19 protein-coding genes and 2 pseudogenes are annotated in these 18,828 nt (G+C 47.0%); 16 read left to right on the forward strand and 5 right to left on the reverse strand.

All coding sequences use genetic code 11. From position 1 onward, the window contains the following. Positions 1-19 precede the first annotated feature (19 nt). The 5 genes from L0M14_RS02680 (at position 20) to L0M14_RS02700 (ending at position 3,800) form a co-directional block, all read left to right on the forward strand. Positions 20-439 (forward strand): GntR family transcriptional regulator, encoded by a 420-nt coding sequence (locus L0M14_RS02680; RefSeq protein ID WP_235120562.1) that lies wholly within the window; start codon positions 20-22, stop codon positions 437-439. Further along, complete coding sequence (locus L0M14_RS02685) at positions 439-1,362, forward strand: ABC transporter ATP-binding protein (RefSeq protein WP_235120564.1); 924 nt, start codon at positions 439-441, stop codon at positions 1,360-1,362. The genes L0M14_RS02680 and L0M14_RS02685 overlap by 1 nt, the downstream gene beginning before the upstream one ends. Continuing rightward, positions 1,359-2,264: an ABC transporter ATP-binding protein gene (locus L0M14_RS02690; RefSeq protein ID WP_235120566.1), complete on the forward strand. Its 906-nt coding sequence runs from the start codon at positions 1,359-1,361 to the stop codon at positions 2,262-2,264. The genes L0M14_RS02685 and L0M14_RS02690 overlap by 4 nt, the downstream gene beginning before the upstream one ends. Further along, a complete protein-coding gene (locus L0M14_RS02695) occupies positions 2,257-3,543 on the forward strand; it encodes an ABC transporter permease (RefSeq protein ID WP_235120568.1) in 1,287 nt (428 codons plus the stop codon). The genes L0M14_RS02690 and L0M14_RS02695 overlap by 8 nt, the downstream gene beginning before the upstream one ends. Before the next feature lie 77 nt (positions 3,544-3,620). After that, a complete protein-coding gene (locus L0M14_RS02700) occupies positions 3,621-3,800 on the forward strand; it encodes a hypothetical protein (RefSeq protein ID WP_235120569.1) in 180 nt (59 codons plus the stop codon). 227 nt (positions 3,801-4,027) lie between these two features. Here the strand turns inward: L0M14_RS02700 and L0M14_RS02705 are convergent, their stop codons facing one another. Next, positions 4,028-4,705, reverse strand: a complete 678-nt coding sequence (locus tag L0M14_RS02705; protein ID WP_235120571.1) for a WD40/YVTN/BNR-like repeat-containing protein — start codon at positions 4,703-4,705, stop codon at positions 4,028-4,030. 507 nt (positions 4,706-5,212) lie between these two features. Here L0M14_RS02705 and L0M14_RS02710 point away from each other — a divergent pair. The 4 genes from L0M14_RS02710 (at position 5,213) to L0M14_RS02725 (ending at position 9,434) form a co-directional block, all read left to right on the forward strand. Next, on the forward strand, positions 5,213-6,718 hold the full coding sequence (locus tag L0M14_RS02710; protein ID WP_235118066.1) for a transposase: 1,506 nt from the start codon (positions 5,213-5,215) through the stop codon (positions 6,716-6,718). 260 nt (positions 6,719-6,978) lie between these two features. Then, entirely contained in the window at positions 6,979-7,725 is a 747-nt protein-coding gene (locus tag L0M14_RS02715; RefSeq protein ID WP_235120573.1) for a DsbA family protein, read from the forward strand. Further along, on the forward strand, positions 7,722-8,153 hold the full coding sequence (locus L0M14_RS02720; RefSeq protein WP_311198821.1) for a disulfide oxidoreductase: 432 nt from the start codon (positions 7,722-7,724) through the stop codon (positions 8,151-8,153). Before L0M14_RS02715 ends, L0M14_RS02720 begins: the two co-directional genes overlap by 4 nt. A gap of 249 nt (positions 8,154-8,402) precedes the next feature. Beyond that, a complete protein-coding gene (locus L0M14_RS02725) occupies positions 8,403-9,434 on the forward strand; it encodes an alpha/beta hydrolase family protein (protein WP_235120574.1) in 1,032 nt (343 codons plus the stop codon). A gap of 192 nt (positions 9,435-9,626) precedes the next feature. Here L0M14_RS02725 and L0M14_RS02730 read toward each other — a convergent pair whose 3' ends face one another. Then, positions 9,627-9,881, reverse strand: coding sequence for a hypothetical protein (locus L0M14_RS02730; RefSeq protein ID WP_405030816.1), 255 nt, complete (start codon positions 9,879-9,881; stop codon positions 9,627-9,629). A 289-nt stretch (positions 9,882-10,170) separates the two neighbouring features. Here L0M14_RS02730 and L0M14_RS02735 point away from each other — a divergent pair, with 289 nt between their 5' ends. Together L0M14_RS02735 and arfA are read left to right on the forward strand one after the other, a co-directional pair. Further along, on the forward strand, positions 10,171-11,556 hold the full coding sequence (locus L0M14_RS02735; RefSeq protein WP_235120576.1) for an MATE family efflux transporter: 1,386 nt from the start codon (positions 10,171-10,173) through the stop codon (positions 11,554-11,556). Between the two features lie 231 nt (positions 11,557-11,787). Beyond that, entirely contained in the window at positions 11,788-13,299 is a 1,512-nt protein-coding gene (arfA, locus tag L0M14_RS02740; protein WP_235120577.1) for an arabinosylfuranosidase ArfA, read from the forward strand. 37 nt (positions 13,300-13,336) lie between these two features. Here the strand turns inward: arfA and L0M14_RS02745 are convergent, their stop codons facing one another. Beyond that, a complete protein-coding gene (locus L0M14_RS02745; protein WP_235120578.1) occupies positions 13,337-14,224 on the reverse strand; it encodes a GGDEF domain-containing protein in 888 nt (295 codons plus the stop codon). Further along, positions 14,191-14,454 carry a hypothetical protein gene (locus tag L0M14_RS02750; protein ID WP_235120579.1) on the reverse strand — a complete coding sequence of 88 codons (264 nt, stop codon included), beginning with the start codon at positions 14,452-14,454 and terminating at the stop codon, positions 14,191-14,193. Before L0M14_RS02750 ends, L0M14_RS02745 begins: the two co-directional genes overlap by 34 nt. Positions 14,455-14,717: 263 nt before the next feature. Here L0M14_RS02750 and L0M14_RS31790 point away from each other — a divergent pair. The 5 genes and pseudogenes from L0M14_RS31790 to L0M14_RS02770 all read left to right on the forward strand — a co-directional run. Next, a pseudogene (locus L0M14_RS31790) lies at positions 14,718-14,768 on the forward strand (hypothetical protein); the annotation flags it as partial. A gap of 16 nt (positions 14,769-14,784) precedes the next feature. Further along, positions 14,785-14,907 (forward strand): c-type cytochrome, encoded by a 123-nt coding sequence (locus L0M14_RS02755; RefSeq protein WP_235120581.1) that lies wholly within the window; start codon positions 14,785-14,787, stop codon positions 14,905-14,907. Between the two features lie 323 nt (positions 14,908-15,230). Further along, the gene (locus L0M14_RS02760) at positions 15,231-16,007 is read left to right on the forward strand and encodes an ABC transporter permease (RefSeq protein WP_235120583.1); all 777 of its coding nucleotides are present in this window, start codon (positions 15,231-15,233) and stop codon (positions 16,005-16,007) included. Beyond that, positions 16,004-16,795, forward strand: coding sequence for an ABC transporter permease (locus tag L0M14_RS02765; RefSeq protein ID WP_235120585.1), 792 nt, complete (start codon positions 16,004-16,006; stop codon positions 16,793-16,795). The genes L0M14_RS02760 and L0M14_RS02765 overlap by 4 nt, the downstream gene beginning before the upstream one ends. 30 nt (positions 16,796-16,825) lie before the next feature. Then, positions 16,826-17,801 (forward strand): annotated as a pseudogene (locus tag L0M14_RS02770) (ABC transporter ATP-binding protein). A gap of 157 nt (positions 17,802-17,958) precedes the next feature. Here the strand turns inward: L0M14_RS02770 and L0M14_RS02775 are convergent. Then, positions 17,959-18,807 carry a helix-turn-helix transcriptional regulator gene (locus L0M14_RS02775; protein ID WP_235120586.1) on the reverse strand — a complete coding sequence of 283 codons (849 nt, stop codon included), beginning with the start codon at positions 18,805-18,807 and terminating at the stop codon, positions 17,959-17,961. Positions 18,808-18,828 lie beyond the last annotated feature (21 nt).

Raw genomic sequence — 18,828 nt, forward strand, 5'->3', positions numbered from 1 at the left:
TGGAAAGAAGGTGAACATCATGCATATTCCCATTCAGGTTTCAGCGGATAGCGCGGAGCCCATGTATTATCAGATCGAGGTTCAGCTAAGAGCGCTCATATTGAACGGCTACCTGGAAGAGGGGACTCTGCTTCCGTCAATCCGCGAATTTGCCAACGATTTGTCATGCAGCGTCATCACCATTCGCAGAGTGTATCAGGATCTGGAGAATGAAGGGATGCTTCGAACGAAGCAAGGAACGGGTACCTTTGTGGCAAAGGTAGGGACCACGGCAAGGGAGCAGTACCGCAGAGAGGCTGTAGACGAAGCCATGAAAGCAGCAGTTCGGATAGGGCTTAGTGTTCATTATACAGCAGAACAGCTGCTTGAAGTTTTCGATGAAGCTCTAAAGGCCGTAATCAACGAAGGAGATACAGCCGAAGGAAAGGGGGAACATTGATGATAAGCAAGGAAGTGACTTATGCGATATCCATAGAAGGTGCAAGTAAAGAGTTGGATAAAATTCATGTAGGACCCATTCAATTACAGGTAGAGCCCGGCTATGTCATCGCTGTCGTTGGAACAAATGGGTCTGGGAAAAGTACGTTATTTCGCATGTTAAACAATCTTATAAAGCCGGATGAAGGCTCCATACGAATATTGGATATGCAGTATCCCCAAGATGAGGTTGCGATTAAACAGCGTATGGGCTATGTGCCGGAATTGGAAATGTGGAGCGCTCTAGGGTTTACGAGAATTCGGGATTTGACGGATTTTGTGGCACGTGCGTACCCCAATTGGAATCAGGAGCTTGCGAAGCGACTGTTTACGCGTTTTGAACTGGATGGAGGTCAGAAGCTGGAGCATTTGTCAAAAGGAATGAAAAGAAAGCTGGCTTTTGTCCATGCTGTTGCATTTGAACCGGACATCCTGCTGTTGGATGAGCTCACCTCAGGGCTGGATCCATTTGCATGGAAGGCGATGATGAATGAAATCACGGCGTACATGGATGGAGGTCAGCGGACTGTCTTGATGGCAACGCACATTTTGGAGGAAGTCAAGCAAATCGCCGATATGGTTGCATTCATTCACAAAGGCAAGCTGCTTGGTTTGTATGAAAAGGATGCCCTCGTGGATGAGTGGAAATCGTTCTGGCTGGAGGGGCAGGAAGAAAAGTTCAAGCATATGCCAGGTGTTGCGGCCGTTGAGAAGGTTGCAGGTACCAGTACGGCGAGAATCTTAAGCAGGTCGGCAATAGAGACCGATGCAGCTCTTAGGCAAGCAGGTGCCAAAGTAATCCAAACGAAAGCCGTTGAATTAGATGAAGTACTTCGCATGTTAGTGTTGGAGCAAGAATCCAAGGAGGGGCAGGGCCAATCATGAGCTATCCGTTGCAGGTCGAACACGTAACCAAGCAGTATGGAGACAAGACGGCCGTTGATCAAATCAATCTTCAAGTTAGAGAAGGAGAGATATATGGATTGCTCGGTGCCAACGGTGCGGGGAAAACGACAACGATGCGTATGGTGCTGGGCCTTATCTATCCCGATCAAGGGCAGATCAAGTGGAAAGGACAGGGCTACCGGGAAGAGCTCAAGAGGCTGCTTGGCTACCTACCGGAGGAGCGCGGCTTGTACCCGAAGATCAAGGTTAGCGAGCAAATCACCTATTTGGCAGAACTGAGGGGACTGTCTCGGAAACAAGCAGATGCCAATCTGCGGGATTGGTTGGAACGGTTTGAAGTGCCTGAATACTACAACAAGCGTGTTGAAGAGCTGTCGAAAGGCAATCAGCAAAAGATTCAGTTTATCGCCGCGGTCATCCATAACCCTGATATTCTCATTCTTGATGAAGCTTTCAGCGGTCTGGATCCGGTAAATGTGGAGCTCCTTAAAGCTACTGTCAAATCTTTGAGGGCTGAGGGGAAAAGTATCCTATTCTCCAGTCATCGCATGGAGCACGTCGAAGAGCTTTGTGAGCATATTTGCATTTTGCATAAGTCGAAAACAGTTGTTCAAGGAAGCTTGAGAGAGATTAAAGCTACTTTCCCGAGAGAACGGGTTCTATTGGAGACTACGCAGGCTGTAAACGGATTGGAGGGCTTAGAAGGGGTTAGCTCGGTCACCAAGCATATGAACGGATATGAACTGAGAATCCATCATCAGGATGCTGGGCAGAGGATTTTGCAGCACGCCATGAGCCAGTCCGCGATTACTCGTTTTCAAATCATGGAGCCTACGCTGAATGAAATCTTTATCAAGAAGGTAGGGAAAACGCATGAATAGTATGTTAACGGTTATCCGATTTACCTTTATGTCCAGGTTCCGCTCCAAAACCTTCAAGGTCATGTGTATTGTCATCATTCTGCTCTTATCCGTCATGATTCATTTGCCTGCCTTGATCGATAAGCTGTCATCTCATGATGCGAGTCGAATTGGTGTATTCGCAGGTCAGCAGCAAGCTGTCGCTCAAAAGCTCGCGGACTATTATAACAAGCAGGAAGGGTCCGACATTGCCATTGACATCCTGCCTGACGCGGGAAGCCCCGAAGCCAACGATAAGACGGGGAAGCAGCAAATCGCGGAAAAGCGAATAAAAGGCTATTTGGAATTTGCCGGTGGTGAAGCAGGAAGCTTTCCAACAGCCGTGTACAAATCCGAAGGCTCGATGGAGTTTAACCTAAAGAGTAAATTGCAAGCGGCCTTGCAGTTGATCAAAACGGATGTCATTCTCAATGGTGTGGGACTAACTGACGCTCAGAAAGCTTCAATCCAAGCACCTGCCACGCTAGAAACCATGCAAATTTCTACGACGGATCAAGCTGCTGCAGGGAAATCGGAGTCTCAGATGCTGATGGCTTACGCGCTGGTCTATGTCCTGTTGTTTATGCTCTACATGGGTGTGATTGCCTTCGGTAACATGGTGGCGACTGAAATCACATCGGAGAAAAGCTCGCGTGTTATGGAACTGCTCATCACCAGCGTCTCACCGCTAAAACAGATGTTTGGCAAAATCATTGGCATATGCCTGCTGGCCTTGCTGCAAATTACGCTTACCATTCTAACGGCTGTGGTTAACCTAGCCTTATCCAGCAATGGTGAACTCATTCAGGAGCTTCATCTGAACTGGTCGGACCTTCAAGTCTCGCTGCTCGTGTATTTCTTCATCTTTTATCTGCTTGGCTTCTTTATCTATGCGACAGTATTCGCTGCGGTAGGTTCTTTAGTGAGCCGTACGGAAGAGGTAGGTCAGGCCATCATGCCAGTGACCTTCTTAATTATCGCTGCCTTCATGGTAGCGATGTATGGACTTAACAACCCGAATGCCAGCTTTGTTGCTGTTATGTCGTTCGTACCGTTCTTCTCACCTCTCATTATGTTCCTGAGAATCGGAATGAGCAGCCCCGCCTCCTGGGAAATAGGGCTGTCCATCTTGATTCAGGCTGGATCCATTATAGGCATGGCGTGGGTTGCAGCGAAGATCTACCGCACAGGCGTGTTGATGTACGGGAAGCGTCCGTCGTGGAGAGAGCTGCGTAAGGCGATGAGGGCTTATAGGGTGTAGTAAACTTTTGATAAACTGGAATTGTGAGAAATGCTTATAAATGAGATTTTCCGAAGCTAGTTTAAGGAGGAGTCAAAATGAAGCGTTATTTTCAAGTGGTTAGTCCAATTCTTCTCGTCACATACTTGCTTATCTCCCGCTATGTCCCGATGAATGATTTTATAGCTGGATTATTGGCGGGTATCTCCGTGGGAGGAAGCATTTGTACATTAGTACTGTTCGGACGCGGACGGAGGAATAAAGAAAAAGTTGTTTAGAGAGAGGGAGAAATGACCTGTCATCGTTGTTTCGCGAAAACCAGAGGGCATATATAAAATGAAAGACCCGTAGCAAGGAGCTTATCCTTTGACTGGTCTTTCGTTTTATTTGCTCTGACATTAGTAAGGACTGACATCTTCTTTTCGAATAACATACGCCCAATGTAAAAGAAATAAGCATTGTTTCAGGACCTTGGAGGTGAGCATTTATTAAAACTTTGACAAAATTATTTAAATATTAAAATTCTTGAGCGAGAAGTGTGAAAAGCTGCTGCAATCATTGTGTTGTTCCCGTAAGCAATGGATGATAGATTCAGGCCCGGTGGTAGCATTTTCCTAACCCATGTATAGCCATCTTCAGAGTAAATATATGAACCAGTTGCAGCAAGTACAAATTGTCCATTTTCATAATTCATATCAGCTATATGGTCTTTTACTCTCAGTATAGCCTTCCAATTTGCGCCATCCTCTGAGGTCCATAAAACACTTCCTAGATCATCTCTTCCTCCTGCTGCGATAAATAAGCCATTGCCAAATGCTACTGTATTAAGATATCCACCGCCAGATTTTTCCGGGACCGTAACCCTGGTCCAAGAAATTCCGTCTGAAGAATAGGATGATTCATAGGGACCTACCGCGACAAACAAACCATTTCCAAAGCAAACACTCCAATGAGGATAACTACCATACTTCTCCCATATTAATCCGTCTCTTGAACGTAAAACCCCTTCAGCTCCCCCAGATCCTACAGCAATAAATACACCATTTCCGTATGTGACACTATTCAACTTGTTATTAATTTCTGACTCTGCCACTGACCAAGTAATGCCATCTAACGAAGTTACTATTTCTCGATACCCTACTGCAACAAACCTTCCATTTCCATAAGTGATATCTCTGAGCAATCCTAGGTTTACTTTTGAGTTAGTTGAATGATAGGTCCATGTTTTTCCGTCTATTGATGAGGCAATCTCATCTGATCCTATCCCGACGAATACCCCATCACCATAAGCAAGTTTATTAAAGCTTCCTTTATTTTGTGATAGTTCTATCCAATCACCTTCAACATACCCAGATGGTTCTAAGTAATTCAGTAATTTGAGATTAACAAAATAACCAAAATAATGATGCTAACAAGAATGAAAGAGGCATAGATGAGAGCTTTTTTATTGAACGTGGTTTTCAATATGGCACCTTTTTCTTGGACCTATAGTTCTATAAAGCGATGTGATAATTTGAAAAGAATAATATTATCTTCATGAGTTATGCAGTTGAAGTAATTTATTGGTAGTTAATCTATGTCAAAAATCTTACGTCCAACTAAAAAAACACTTGACTTTTGAAAATCACCACAATAATTGCGAAGGATACCTTAACCAAGGTGTTACTTCAAAATTACAGGTGATTTTCCAATGAAAGCGTTAAAAAAACCGAAATATCGGGATTTACAATTGAGTGAATGTGCGGGCGCCCCTATCTTGCGTACCCTTTGGGAGAGGTTTGATATTTCGCTCCTCTTAACTCAGTCTGGCATGATGAAGCGTAGCGGAACGCCGTCCTGGTTGCTATGTTTTCTCTATGTGGTGGGTCTCATTTCTAATTGCTCTTCCGTTGTTCAAATGGCCGATTTGGCTCAAAAGGACTCTTTATTAAAAGTTATGTTTAAGCCATGGAAACTTGCGCAGTATACCATGAGCCGTTTTTTTACGACTTCGTTTCCATGGAAAACATTTGGTAAAAAGCGAATTGAGCGCCTTCAGCAGGATGGGCAAACAAGGCTGAAAGAAGGGGATGTCATAAATCTAGATGACACGCATTGTGCGCATCCGTATGCTAAACAACTCCCTTTTTTATCATGGCTTTTTGATCATTCTACGAAAACATATTCATGGGCGATGAATTTGGTTGTCATTCAAGCTGTCTTACAAAGTGGGCTAGAGTATCCCTTGTTCTATTCGATTTGGCATAAACCTGAAACCAAAGGTGAGGGTCTTACGAAGTTGGATCTCGCCAAGCAAATGCTCTTGATGCTGCGTGAATCCGTGAAATGCCGATTATGGGTAGCCATGGACCGTTGGTATTTGTGTAAGGATTTTTTCGTGTTCCTGGAGTCAAATCAGTTTGATTGGGTAACCAAAGCCAAGCGAAATACGGCTTTATTTCGAAGGGAAATCGAGCCTCTTACTCGAAGAGAGCGTTACGTACCGTTGACTCCCAATATGCTTATTCGAGAAGTGTTTAAGAAGCTAACAAGTCACAGAACATCAGGTCTGGTATCCATCGCAATTCCAGATATCTATATGAAACAGCCCTATACCGTAACCAATCGTAAAGGAAAACAAGTCACCAAACAAAGATATGTTCAGATTGCCGCTGTTGCCGCCATGCGTTTAAAGGAAGACGAACTCTCGATACATGTAGAATCTACGGAAGATGACGAATCCCCAGCTACATACAGAGGGGCTTATCTTCTCATTAGTAACCGCTACGATGCACCGAAGGAAGCTACACAGACGTATGTGAAACGCTGGCGTATTGAGGTGTTTTTTCGAACTGCTAAGCAGGAACTGGCTTTTGAAAAGTGCCACTCCGAATCCGAAGCGCATCACCATGCCCACTTCGAGCTATTATTTACAGCGGAGACCTTGCTGGGCGTTGCCTTATTTGAAATGAACAAAGAAAAAACGAGTGGAGATGAAGGCTGCACCCACGGCGAAATGGTCCGCAGCCTTTTCCACACTCGTTGCCAAACTCGCAAAAGAACCTACAAAGGTCATGAGCGAATCTACGTTGATTTTGACATAGAAGTGAAACGTTTTGCAAGACTTATTCGATTATTTTGGCCACAGCATTATTTAATGCTTCTTTGGGTTACACCTAAACCACAAAATTACCAAGTGTTACCACGAGGTGCATAACTCATGTTATCTTATTCATTATACCTATTTTTACTATAAAGAATATTTTAGAATTATCATATAAAATTTAATTCTTTCGAATTTTTATTTGAGAAAAGTGTATTTGGATCCAGTCGGCAAATGTGATTTGTGACTTTACATATTTGCTATTTGGCAAAGGAGCTTGTATTTTTGTTATTTTGTTCTCTATGTAAGAACTACAAGTTGTAGTGCCAAGTTCGAAATGCTATATTAATAGCATATCATTGTAGGAGGGCACTATGGGAAAATCACAAACAGGCAAGAAAGATTATAAACAACAACGGCAGAAGGAGATGGAGAAAAAGAAAAGCACTCAGCGTTTAATGGGATGGTCGCTGGCTATTGTGTTAGTTGCATTTCTTGTACTAATCGTGGTCTCAATCATGCATGGCAAGGGGACGGGGAAGACGGTCGAGGATAAGGAATTTCATTATGACCAGCAGCCTGCACTTGGTAAAAGCGATGCCCCTGTCAAAATCGTGGAATTCGCAGATTTCAAATGTCCGGCTTGTAAGCAGTTTGATCAATTGATTCTTCCTCAAGTTAAAAAGGATTTTGTAGATACCGGCATTGCCCAAATTTATTTTATTAATTTCCCCATTATCAGCCCGGACGCGGACTCTAGGACGGCAGCGATGGCTGGAGAAGCGGTGTTCCGTCAAAGTCCAGAGGAATTTTGGAAGTTCTATGAAGCTGTTTATGCAAAGCAAGGTGATGAGCATACGAAATGGGCGACTTCAGATGCGTTAGTACAGATTGCCAAGGAGTCGAACCTGAAGCTGGACTTTGACAAGCTCAAGAAGGATATTGATGATAATACGTATGCGCAAGCAGTCAGGGATGACGAAGCGATTGCAGCCAAATTACGTGTGAACAGCACTCCGACGGTTTATATCAATGGTAATGCCGTCCCGGATAGCGATACTTTCAAATACAGTGCCATTAAAGATGCTATCGAAAAGGCTAAAGGTGATGCCAAACCATGATGCGAGCAGGGCTGTTTCGATGGATAAGAAACTATAATCTATATGTGGCGTGGCTCATTTCTCTCGTTGCCTTGGGCGGTAGTTTATATTTTAGTGAAATTATGGAGTTCGAGCCTTGTAAGCTGTGTTGGTTTCAGCGCATTTGCATGTATCCGCTAGCTCCGCTTCTAGGACTTGCTTTGTATAAGAATGACCGTGGGATTATTCCATATGCGAGAATGCTGAGTATGGTCGGCATGTGCATTTCTATCTTTCACTATTCGGAACAAAAGGTGCCGTTTATGCAGGAAGTGCTCCCATGTACCGTCGGAGTTCCCTGCAGCGGGGAGTATATCAATTGGTTCGGATTTATTACGATACCTTTCTTGGCTGGCATCGCTTTTATTCTGATTACTGTCCTGCTGTTTGTTCGTAATGACCATGAATAATGAGCAAACGGAACTTTTTAATCAGCTTTCTGAACAGTCTGAGCCGCATGCTGCGGCTCTTTTTGTATCTTACACTGAAAGCTTCGGGTCGTTCTTGAGAGAGCTTAAGGATGGTTTGTCATGCCATTCTGATGGTGCGAGCTCTAGCCGGGCAGGAATCAAGCGTGACTCCGTAGAACAGAACTGGGAAAAGAACTCATAAAAAAAGCGAAAGACCTAAACGGTCTTCGCTGGGAGAGAGGAATCATCATGTGGAATCCTGATGCTTATTTCAAGCAGCTGTACACGCGCACAGCTGCGGGCAGTTGTGACAGCGCTTCCGCTGCGCTGCCCGTACAAGAGCGGCAAGCGGGCCTTCGGCGCCGCCTTGCCGAAGCGCTGGGCGCGGAGCCTGGGAACAAGGCTCCGCTGCAGCCCGAGGTGCTCGAACGCTTCGAGCACGAGGATCTGATCGTCGAGAAGCTGGCGTACTCGACGTATGAAGGGCTGCGGATACCGGCGTATGCGCTGTATCCGCAGCAGCGGGATGGCAAGCTGCCTGCGGTGCTTGCCTGTCACGGCCACGGCCCGGGCCATAGGGCCGCGCTCGGTCTGAATGCCGACGGCAGCTTCGCGCAGCCCGATGCCGCTGGCATTCACGGCCGCTTCGCGGTGCAGCTCGCGAAGAAGGGCATGTTCGTCCTCGTGCCGGAGATACTCGGATTCGGCGACCGCAGGCTGCAGGCTGACATTGAAGCCGACCCGGTTGGGTCGCAATCGAGCTGCCTGCCGATATCACAGCTGCTTTTGCTATGCGGGATGACGATCGCAGGCTTCCGCATGTATGAGGCCATGCGCGCATTGGATTACATGGCGCTGCGGCCTGAGATCGATCCTGGACGGATCGGTGCAATAGGCTTTTCCGGAGGCGGGTTGGTCGCTTCCCTGACTGCAGCCCTTGATGAACGGATACGTGCCGTTGTGTTGTGCGGTTACACCAACACCTATCTCGGCAGTATACTGGATCGCCCGCATTGCATGGATAACTACGTGCCCGGCATCTTGGAGATTGCGGAGCAGCCGGAGCTGATTGGCTTAATTGCTCCCCGGCCGCTGTTTGTGGAGTCAGGCATGGACGATCGGGTCTTCCCTGTTGGGACCACGGAGGAAGCGATTGGCCGACTTGAGAACATTTATCGAGATTGGGAAGCCGGTCCTCAATTGGCATCCGATCTTTTCGAAGGAAAGCATGAAATCTCCGGGAGGAGCTCGTTTGATTGGCTGAAAGAGAAGCTGAGCTAGCGAATATGCCAGTTTGATCTCTATATAAAAAAGCAGCTCTGGACAGCGTTGGCTGTTAGGAGCTGCTTTTTTATAGTTGGTATGCTGCGTGCAGCAGCTTTTGCATGACGCAACGTACTGATAGGATTGCATGGTGCCTCATGCTTTTAGGGATTGTACTAGAAGTCTTATAGCTGCCTAAACCTACCTACATTATGGGCTGACTGAAGACATAGCGGCACCAAAAATAATGACTCCAAAAATAATATAAAGTACGATACCGATGGCTGCCCAAATCAAGCTTGCTTTGGCATAGTTAGCCTTGGATGGATTCGCTCCTCCGCCAAATGCCCAAACAAACAGCATGACGATGTTCACAAGCGGGATGGCGAGCAAGAGAATGGTAATCATCCACTCTTTGACGCTAATGACGGAATTGGGTTGACCTACTGGATTTTGTTGTTCCAAAATACTCAGCTCCTTTAATCTCTGTATGTAAGATGCATCAAACAGAAATTCGGCGCTATTCTGCAAATTCCTTCATATTTTAAAAAATTTAGCGAAAATTTGCAGAAAAAGCAGCTCAAACCTTGCTACTGAATCAGTCTATGGAAGACAGAAACCGAATATGCCAGTTTCAATGGATATGTCGCTCTGCATAGGTTGGAATATTGATAATTAGAGTTTCGAAACTGTTACATGGGTGACCACGGAAGAACTATAATTTGAGCAGACTAAGAATCGGTGGTGGAGATCCGTGACAACAGAGAAAAATAAATTTACGCTTTGGGTACTGGCTTGGCCCATATTCATTGAACTGACGCTGCAGCTGCTCCTGGGCACTGTGGATACCTTGATGGTAAGCCGGGTATCCGATGACGCAGTGGCGGTTGTAGGACTGTCTAACCAGCTTTTTCAGGCATTGACGACACTATTCATGACAGTTGCCAGCGGTGCAGGCATTCTTATCGCGCAGAAGCTGGGCGCCCGTAAAGCCGAGGATGCGCGCACAGTTGCCATCATGGCGGTTAAAGTCAGCGCTGTGATCGGCATGCTGCTAAGTATCGTGCTTCATTTTGGAGCACGTCCGCTTGCGCAAGTCTTTCAATTGGAGGAGCGTCTGCTTCCGCTTGCGGATACGTATATTTCCATTGTTGGCGGGGGGATGGTCCTAACGGCATTAATGGCATCTCTAAGTACGGTTATTCGCAACACGGGCAATACCAAAGGTCCGATGATCACAGCGCTGGGTATGAACGTCATCCATGTGTTTTTTAATTACGGATTTATTTTTGGCTCTTACGGCTTCCCTAAGCTTGGACTTACAGGAGTTGCAATATCTACACTAGTGAGCCGTCTTCTGGCTACTGGATTTCTGTTATTCATGTTTACCTCGGCCTTTGACCGCAAAATTCAATTCATGGATTGGCGCATCTTTCACCGTAAGCTGTTCGGTGAGGTGCTCAAGATCGGCTGGCCGCTCGGAGTGAATATGTCCTCTTACGTGTTTACCCAGCTCGCTATGTATACCTTTCTTGCTATGCTGGGCGCCAAGGAGCTTGCGACAAGAACCTATATGAATACCTTAGAGTCGTCCTGCTCGATGCTGGGCTTTGCTCTTTCCCTTGCCATGCAGATTCAGATTGCTCATTTATACGGTGGGGGAAGAATTCGTGAGGCATATAAAAGCTCTTACAGAGGGCTGTGGATCGGTCTGGGGCTCGCGACGGGAAGCTCGGTTATTCTTCTGCTTGTCAGCAAGCAGTACTTAGGGATATTTACCGCCGATCCGGAAATTATAACACTGGGACTCTCCTGCATTGCCATGAACCTGCTTCTGCAGCCTGGTAAAATGCTCAATATGGGAATAGGAAGCGCACTGAATGCGGTAGGAGATACCCGTTACAATATGTATATTTCGATAGGCTCCATGTGGATGGTTGCGGCGGGATTGTCGTATCTGCTGGGCATTCATTTGAGCTGGGGGCTGATGGGAATCTATGTGGCGATGATTTGTGATGAGTATTTACGAGGCGTGCTGGTGCTCTATAGGTGGAGAGGTCAAAAGTTCCTGCGAAAAGGTCTCCCTTCTAGCGAAGCATCTTCAGTAAGCCAAGGCCCGGGAACAACCGCGCAAGCATAGGTAATAGAACCAATGCGGGCTGTCGGGAAACGGGAACAAAAGCCCTGTTGTTTTTTGAAACACCTAGCGTGCGTCTGAAGCAGCACATTGGAGCCGATACTCCAGTCATAGGAGGAGTCGGCTTTTTCTCATTTCATACTTGAAAACGCCATCATGTTGGTGTTTAATAAGAGTAAGGTATACATTTATATTAATTAATTAATATTTATATTAACTAAAGAGGTGTTAGCTATGACGAAAAAAGCAAAAATGATCGTGGATAAAGATTTTACCATCGGTGAAGTGGATTCCCGGCTATATGGTTCGTTCATCGAGCATTTAGGCAGAGCGGTTTACGGGGGGATTTATGAACCGGAGCATCCGCAGGCTGATGAGCAGGGCTTTCGGACAGACGTGCTTGAGCTTGTGAAGGGGCTGCAAGTTCCCATCGTACGCTATCCGGGCGGTAATTTTGTATCCGGCTACAACTGGGAGGATGGCGTCGGTCCTATCGAGCAGCGCAAAAAGCGTCTGGAGCTTGCTTGGCGGACGGTCGAGCCTAATTTAGTCGGGTTGAACGAGTTTATGGATTGGTGCCGCAAGGCGAATACGGAGGCTATGATGGCCGTTAACCTGGGGACGCGCGGACCGGATCAAGCACGTGAATTGGTGGAATATTCGAATCATAAATCCGGCAGCTATTGGAGTGACCTGCGTATCCAGCACGGATACAAGGACCCGCACAATATTAAGACATGGTGCTTGGGGAACGAGATGGACGGCCCTTGGCAGATTGGAAGCAAGACAGCAGCAGAATACGGAAGAATCGCATGCGAAACAGCCAAGGTCATGAAATGGGTGGATCCATCCATCGAGCTTGTCGCCTGCGGCAGCTCGGGTCTCGGTATGGCCACTTTCCCAGAATGGGAGGCTACCGTGCTTGAACATACGTATGATCATGTGGAATACATATCCCTGCATCAGTATTACGGGAACCGTGACAATGATTCTGCAAACTTCCTGGCTCAATCGATGGGCATGGACAAATTTATTCACACTGTAGTTTCTACATGCGATTACATTCAGGCTAAGAAGCGCGGGAAAAAGAAGATTCATCTTTCCTTTGACGAGTGGAACGTTTGGTATCATTCGAACGATGCCGATCGCAAAATTGAACCGTGGAGCATTGCGCCGCCGCAGCTTGAGGATATTTATAATCACGAGGATGCGCTTCTGGTGGGATGCATGTTAATCAGCATGCTGAAGCGTGCAGATCGCGTGAAGATGGCCTGCATGGCGCAGCTTGTCAATGTGATCGCGCCGATTATGACCGTGAACGGCGGAGCGGCATGGAAGCAGACGATTTACTATCCATATATGCACACGAGTGTGTTTGGACGGGGAACTGTACTGGTTCCGCTGATTCAATCGCCGAAGTATGATGCGAAGGATTATACCGATGTATCCTATCTGGAAGCCGTAGCGGTTCATAACGAAGAGAAGTCTGAGGTTACGATATTCGCGGTCAACCGTCATCTGGAGGAAGCGCTGCCGCTGGAGCTCGACCTGCGCAGCTTCGGTGCAAGCCGTATCATCGAGCATATTGTACTCGAGAGCGATGATTTGAAAGCCGCGAACACTGCGGACGCGCCGGATAACGTGAAGCCGCATCATGGCGGAAGCGCAGCGGTAACGGACAGCGGGCAAGTGCAAGCAACCTTATCCAAAGCATCCTGGAACGTGATTCGTTTGAAGCTTGTATAGACACAACAGCCCTATCTTTTGAAGATAGGGCTGTTGTTCATGCCAATATGGAAGCTGAATCGTCCATCACGGTCCGATTTTTGCCTGAGCGCTTAGCCTGATACAGCAATTGATCCGATTCTTGAAATAGCTTTGATTTGCTGCTGCCTTTTTGATAGCTGGATAACCCGATGCTCACACTAACCTTTCGTCCGTCCATCTCATCGAAATCCATTTGGTGGATGGACTCGCGAATCGTCTCTACTTCCGTGTAAGAATCGTGCAATGCTTTCTCCGTGAAAATAATGGCAAATTCCTCACCGCCGTAACGCGCAACGATCTCGCTTGACGATATGGATTCGCTGATAACGGCTGCTACACGCTTAAGCACGACATCCCCGGTGGCATGACCGAATGTGTCATTAATTGATTTGAAATTATCGATATCCATAATAGCGAGATGCAGCGGCATGTCACTGTCTTCTGAGTGTTCGACGAGCTTATCCAAATATTCGTGAAACGTCTTGTGATTATACAGGTCGGTCAACGCATCCGTTTTGGACAGCTTGTCCATGACGACCGTGCGGACGAGCAGCTCTTGCTCGGATTGTATGGTTTTGGTCAAGTCGCTGATCAGAATTAATCCCCGGCTTAGAGCACCCAGCACGACGAAGTACGCACCGATCATAATAAAGATGAAGGCTAACAAATCAAACAAGGACACGTTCTGGTGATGTCTCTCTGAAAGCTGAACGACTGCTATAAAAAGCAGACAATTAAGAATCAACGAAAACAATAAATAACGTTTATTAAAATAGAACAAAGAAATGAGCAGGGGGAGCATTAGGATATACTCAATGCCGTGCACGAGCGGGTTCGTAATGGTAAATATGGCTCCAATGGCGGTACCCGTTAAGATGAAAAAAGTGGATGCTGGAGCTGCCACTTCCTATATAACACCTCATTAAGACCCAGTATGCAAATAAGCAAGATATTAGGCACAACCATGACGTGCATGATGTAGTAACGAATATATTCGGGATATTTAGTAATGATGATGACTAGAGCAGCAAGCTCGGCAAAGATGGATACCAACAAAACGATCCAATAAGCATTTAGTATTCTTCTGTTCCATACCTGAATATCGGATTCAGATGCAGATGCAGCACGTTTCATGAAACTCGCTCCTATTCATTGATGCATAAGAACGTATTGGTTGCTGCTGTGCGGAATCCCTTTATTTTTCGTTCTTAGCTTTGGTATCATGAAACCATATGAACCAATACAAGGGAGCATGAATCATGAAATATGCACTGCTTTGCTGCTGTATCACTCTGTCTGTTTTGCTAGCCGGATGCGGAAATCAAAATAAGAATCAAGCTTCAACGGCGGAAGCCGTTAAGGCGGATGATGCGCCTACATTGTATAAGAATTACTGCATGTCCTGTCACGGGAACAATCTGCAAGGTCTTCAAGGGCCTAATTTGCAAAAGGTGGGGCAGCGGCTTGATGAAGCGGATATCATCACTAGAATTCAAAAAGGGAGGCGGCGGGATGCCTCCGTTTCAGGTGAGCTTGAAAGAAGAGGATGTCAAAACACTTGCAGCTTGGCTGGCGGAGATGAAGTAAAAAGGCTTTTCGTCCAATTAAAAATGAGTCTACCAGATGGTAGACTCTATTATACTCATTGTTGTACAGCTCAATCTTGGGTGTCGGCATATCCTCCGGAAAGGAGGGTGATGCCATGGAAACTTTCCAAGCGATCATGATCATGTTCGCGTTCGGTAGCTTCATCGATTAGACACGCAATTCACATATCCCTTTTTCCTGAAAAAATGATTGCCTCCCTAAGGCAGATTTTGGTAATATAGGAAATGCTCTCTCTACGCAGCGGCTGCATGAGAAGAACCGGTTTTTCTATGTATTACAGTTTCTATTTAAGGAGGTGTAGTATGCTTTTCGCAGTTTTGGCGCGCAAGGCGTATGCCAGAAATCTGCAGTATCGCGGTTCGCATTTGCTTCACAACGCAGTCAGCGTAGCGTTCGGATTTATCTACATTTGTATTTGGACAGGATTTGGTAAAGACGCTCCGCTTGGCAGCTACGGCGAACATGGGATGGTCAGCTATATTGCGTTCAACCAGTCGATTCTGTGGGTGACGCTGTTTCTGACGAATGGTCTCGGGCTGGAGCAATCGGTTCGTACCGGTCGAATCGCGCTTGATCTGATGCGCCCCGTCCATTTGTTCTATCAGGCTATGAGCCGGGAGTGGGGACAAGTGGCCTACCAGTTTATTTACAAGCTGATTCCGATTTATCTCCTCTATTTCTTCGTATTTTCCCTGCATCTTCCGCAGCAAGCATCCGTATACGGATGGACCGTTCTTTCCTTGGTTATTGCAGCTTACATCTCGATTTGCACCAACTACTTAATCGGCGTTGCCGCGCTTTGGACAACTGAATCTCGTTGGCTGTACTGGGTAAATTATGCGCTGAGCATGTTGTTATCCGGTTTTTTTATCCCTTTGGAGTGGCTTCCGGGCTGGCTGCGGACGATAAGTAGCTGTTCTCCCTATCCTTATTTGATCTATGTGCCTACCCGAATCTATATGCAGCTCGAGCAGGGCTGGGCCGTCATGGGCGGTCTCGTATGGGGTGTTGTCATGACCAGTCTATGTCTAGTTGTGACCGCATGGGTACGGAAAAAGCTGGAGGTGCAAGGCGGATGACGACCCTAAAGCTGTATGCGCTGCTCATCCGTTCGAGCTTGAGGAGCCAGATGCAGTATAAGTTCAATTTTGTTTTCTCTATGATGATGGCAGCTGTGCTTCAAGTATCCGAATTTCTGATGGTTGCGCTTGTAGTGATGAGATTCGGGAGTGTCGGCGGATGGAGCTTGTATGAGGTATGCTACCTGTATGGCGTGATGATGATATCCAAGGCGATCTATCGCTCCTTTGCTTCGGACGTGCATCATTTGGAAAAATACCTGGTCAGCGGTGACCTGGATGCGCTACTGATTAGGCCGATTCCCATACTGATGGCGCTGATGACGCAAAATATCCGCTTTCTATTTGCAGAAACCGCACAAGGTTTGCTGCTATTGTTTATCTCCATGCGGGCGCTGATGACGGAAGGTCAGATCGGATGGACGGCTATACCGCTAACCCTTCTGGCTATCGCTACCGGAGCGGTCCTCTTGTTTGCTATCGGCCTTGCTACGGCTGCGGCGGGATTCTGGCTGACACGCATTGAATCCCTGCAAAATATGACAGAGGACGCAGCTCAGACCGCATCCCGTTATCCGCTGGCATTATATCCGAGGTGGCTGCAGAGCCTTCTGCTCGTGCTGGTGCCTGTCGGATTCGTAAATTACATACCTGCCCTTTATATAGTAAAGCATCAGGGGGGCATGTGGCTGATCGCAGCGACAATCATAGCCTCTTGCGCCGTAATGCTGCTTGCCATGAAAGTATGGAAGATCGGCTTGTCCCGCTATCAGAGCACAGGAAGCTGAGTATGAAAATGAGAGGAGATAGGAAGCTCCATGATCACAGTGACTCATTTGCGCAAAACCTTTAAGACTCCTGTTGTCAAAGAGGGGAAATTTGCTGGTCTTCGCAGCTTTTTTGCACGAGACTATCGGGAAAAGGAGGCAGTGCGGGATATCAGCTTTACGGTAGATTCGGGTGAATTTGTCGGTTATATTGGACCCAATGGAGCAGGGGAAATCGACCACGATCAAAATGCTGACTGGCATTCTGCACCCAACCTCGGGAGAGGTGCTCATCCATGGGCGCAGCCCTCAAAAGCAGAGAAAGGATGTCGTCCGCCAGCTTGGTGTCGTATTTGGACAACGCAGTCAGCTGTGGTGGGATTTGCCTGTAAAAGACTCTTACGAGATCCTGGCGGCCATGTACCGCGTCGAAGAGAAGGACTCGCGGCGCAGGCTCGGAGAGCTTCGAGAACTGCTGGACCTGGACGAGTTTCTGGACACGCCGGTCCGTAAGCTCTCACTTGGTCAGCGCATGCGGGCCGATCTTGCAGCGGCGATGCTGCATGATCCGTCCATCCTGTTCCTGGATGAGCCGACCATCGGCTTGGACGTAGTAGCCAAGCGCAGCATTCGCGGCTTTCTCAAGACGCTGAATCGCGAATTCGGCAAGACGATTCTGCTCACGACCCACGATATGGACGATATCGAGCAGCTCTGTGAGCGCGTGATCGTCATCAATCACGGTCAGATCGGCTATGACGGAGCCATCGATTCTCTCAGAGACCGAATCGGCCTTCCCACGATGATGAAGATTACGTTCCGCGGCGCTTACCGCATACCAGCTGCAGGATGGAACCTGCCCTTTCATCTCGTGGAGCAGGAGGAGCATAGCGTAACGGTCGCCTGCAACCGCCGGGAGCTCAAGGCCATGGACGTGCTGCGCATCGTCAGCCAGTGGGGCGATATGGACGATGTCCATATGGAGGAGCCTGAATTTGAAGAAATCATTCATGGCGTTTATAAATAAATATTCCCTGCAACAAAGACAAAAGAGCCTGATTATAGGCTCTTCAGACTGACGATTAACGGTAATGCAGGGCTCAGTAGTTTTCGGAGAAGCGTAGCGGGCGCCTTTGACAGTTTTGTTATAACCCTATAAATCTCATATTGTAATTATGACTTTTTTATAGACTGCCCGAACGAAACCCAGACAATAAATCTTCTAACCGTGCATCAGTTCCAGTGTTTTCGATGGGTGTGAATACCCTCATCATGAAGTCACCGCTTTCAGAAACTGTGAGATTATTGTAACGAAATCTCAACAGGCCTGCTTGAGGATGTTGGATCACTTTTTCCCCTTCCGAATTTCCGGAAACATCATGTCTCCCCCACCACTCTCTGAACTCCTCACTCCTGTCATTTAACATGGTAACTAATTCCTGATACCATGAATCATTCATGTGTAAGGCATATCGGCTTCTGAAATGAGCTAAGAGCTCGGTGGCAACGTTCTCCCAATTAACAATGCGAGCTTGCTTATCCTTCATCATGAACACGCGCCATAAGATATTTCTTTCGATCTCCGTCGCTCGTTTAAAGTCTCCACATACCTTATTCGTCATTTGGTTCCATGCGGTAACGTTCCAGCGCTTATCGATGACATAGGCAGGGTAGGTCCCCATCCTGTCAAGAATTTGTTGAATGGCTGGAGAAATAGATTCATCCAATGATTCGCTTGGAAGTACAGCATGGTTAGCCAACACGAGTAGATGACGGCGTTCGTCGTTGTTAAGTTGAAGGGTACGTACCAAGCTCTCCAGTACTTGTTCCGATACTTGAATATCCCGTCCTTGCTCCAGTGCGGTGTACCAAGGTAAGGAAATGCCGGATAGACTTGCTACTTCTTCCCTTCTAAGACCAGGCGTACGACGACGTGAGGTCTCAACCGGTAATCCCGCTTCATGCGGAGATAGACGCGAGCGGCGGGTACGGAGAAAATCAGCTAGTTCTTTTCTTCTTCGTTCAGAACTCATAACAAGGATTCACCTCCATAT

It is taken from the genome of Paenibacillus hexagrammi (assembly GCF_021513275.1).
GTDB lineage: Bacteria > Bacillota > Bacilli > Paenibacillales > NBRC-103111 > Paenibacillus_E > Paenibacillus_E hexagrammi.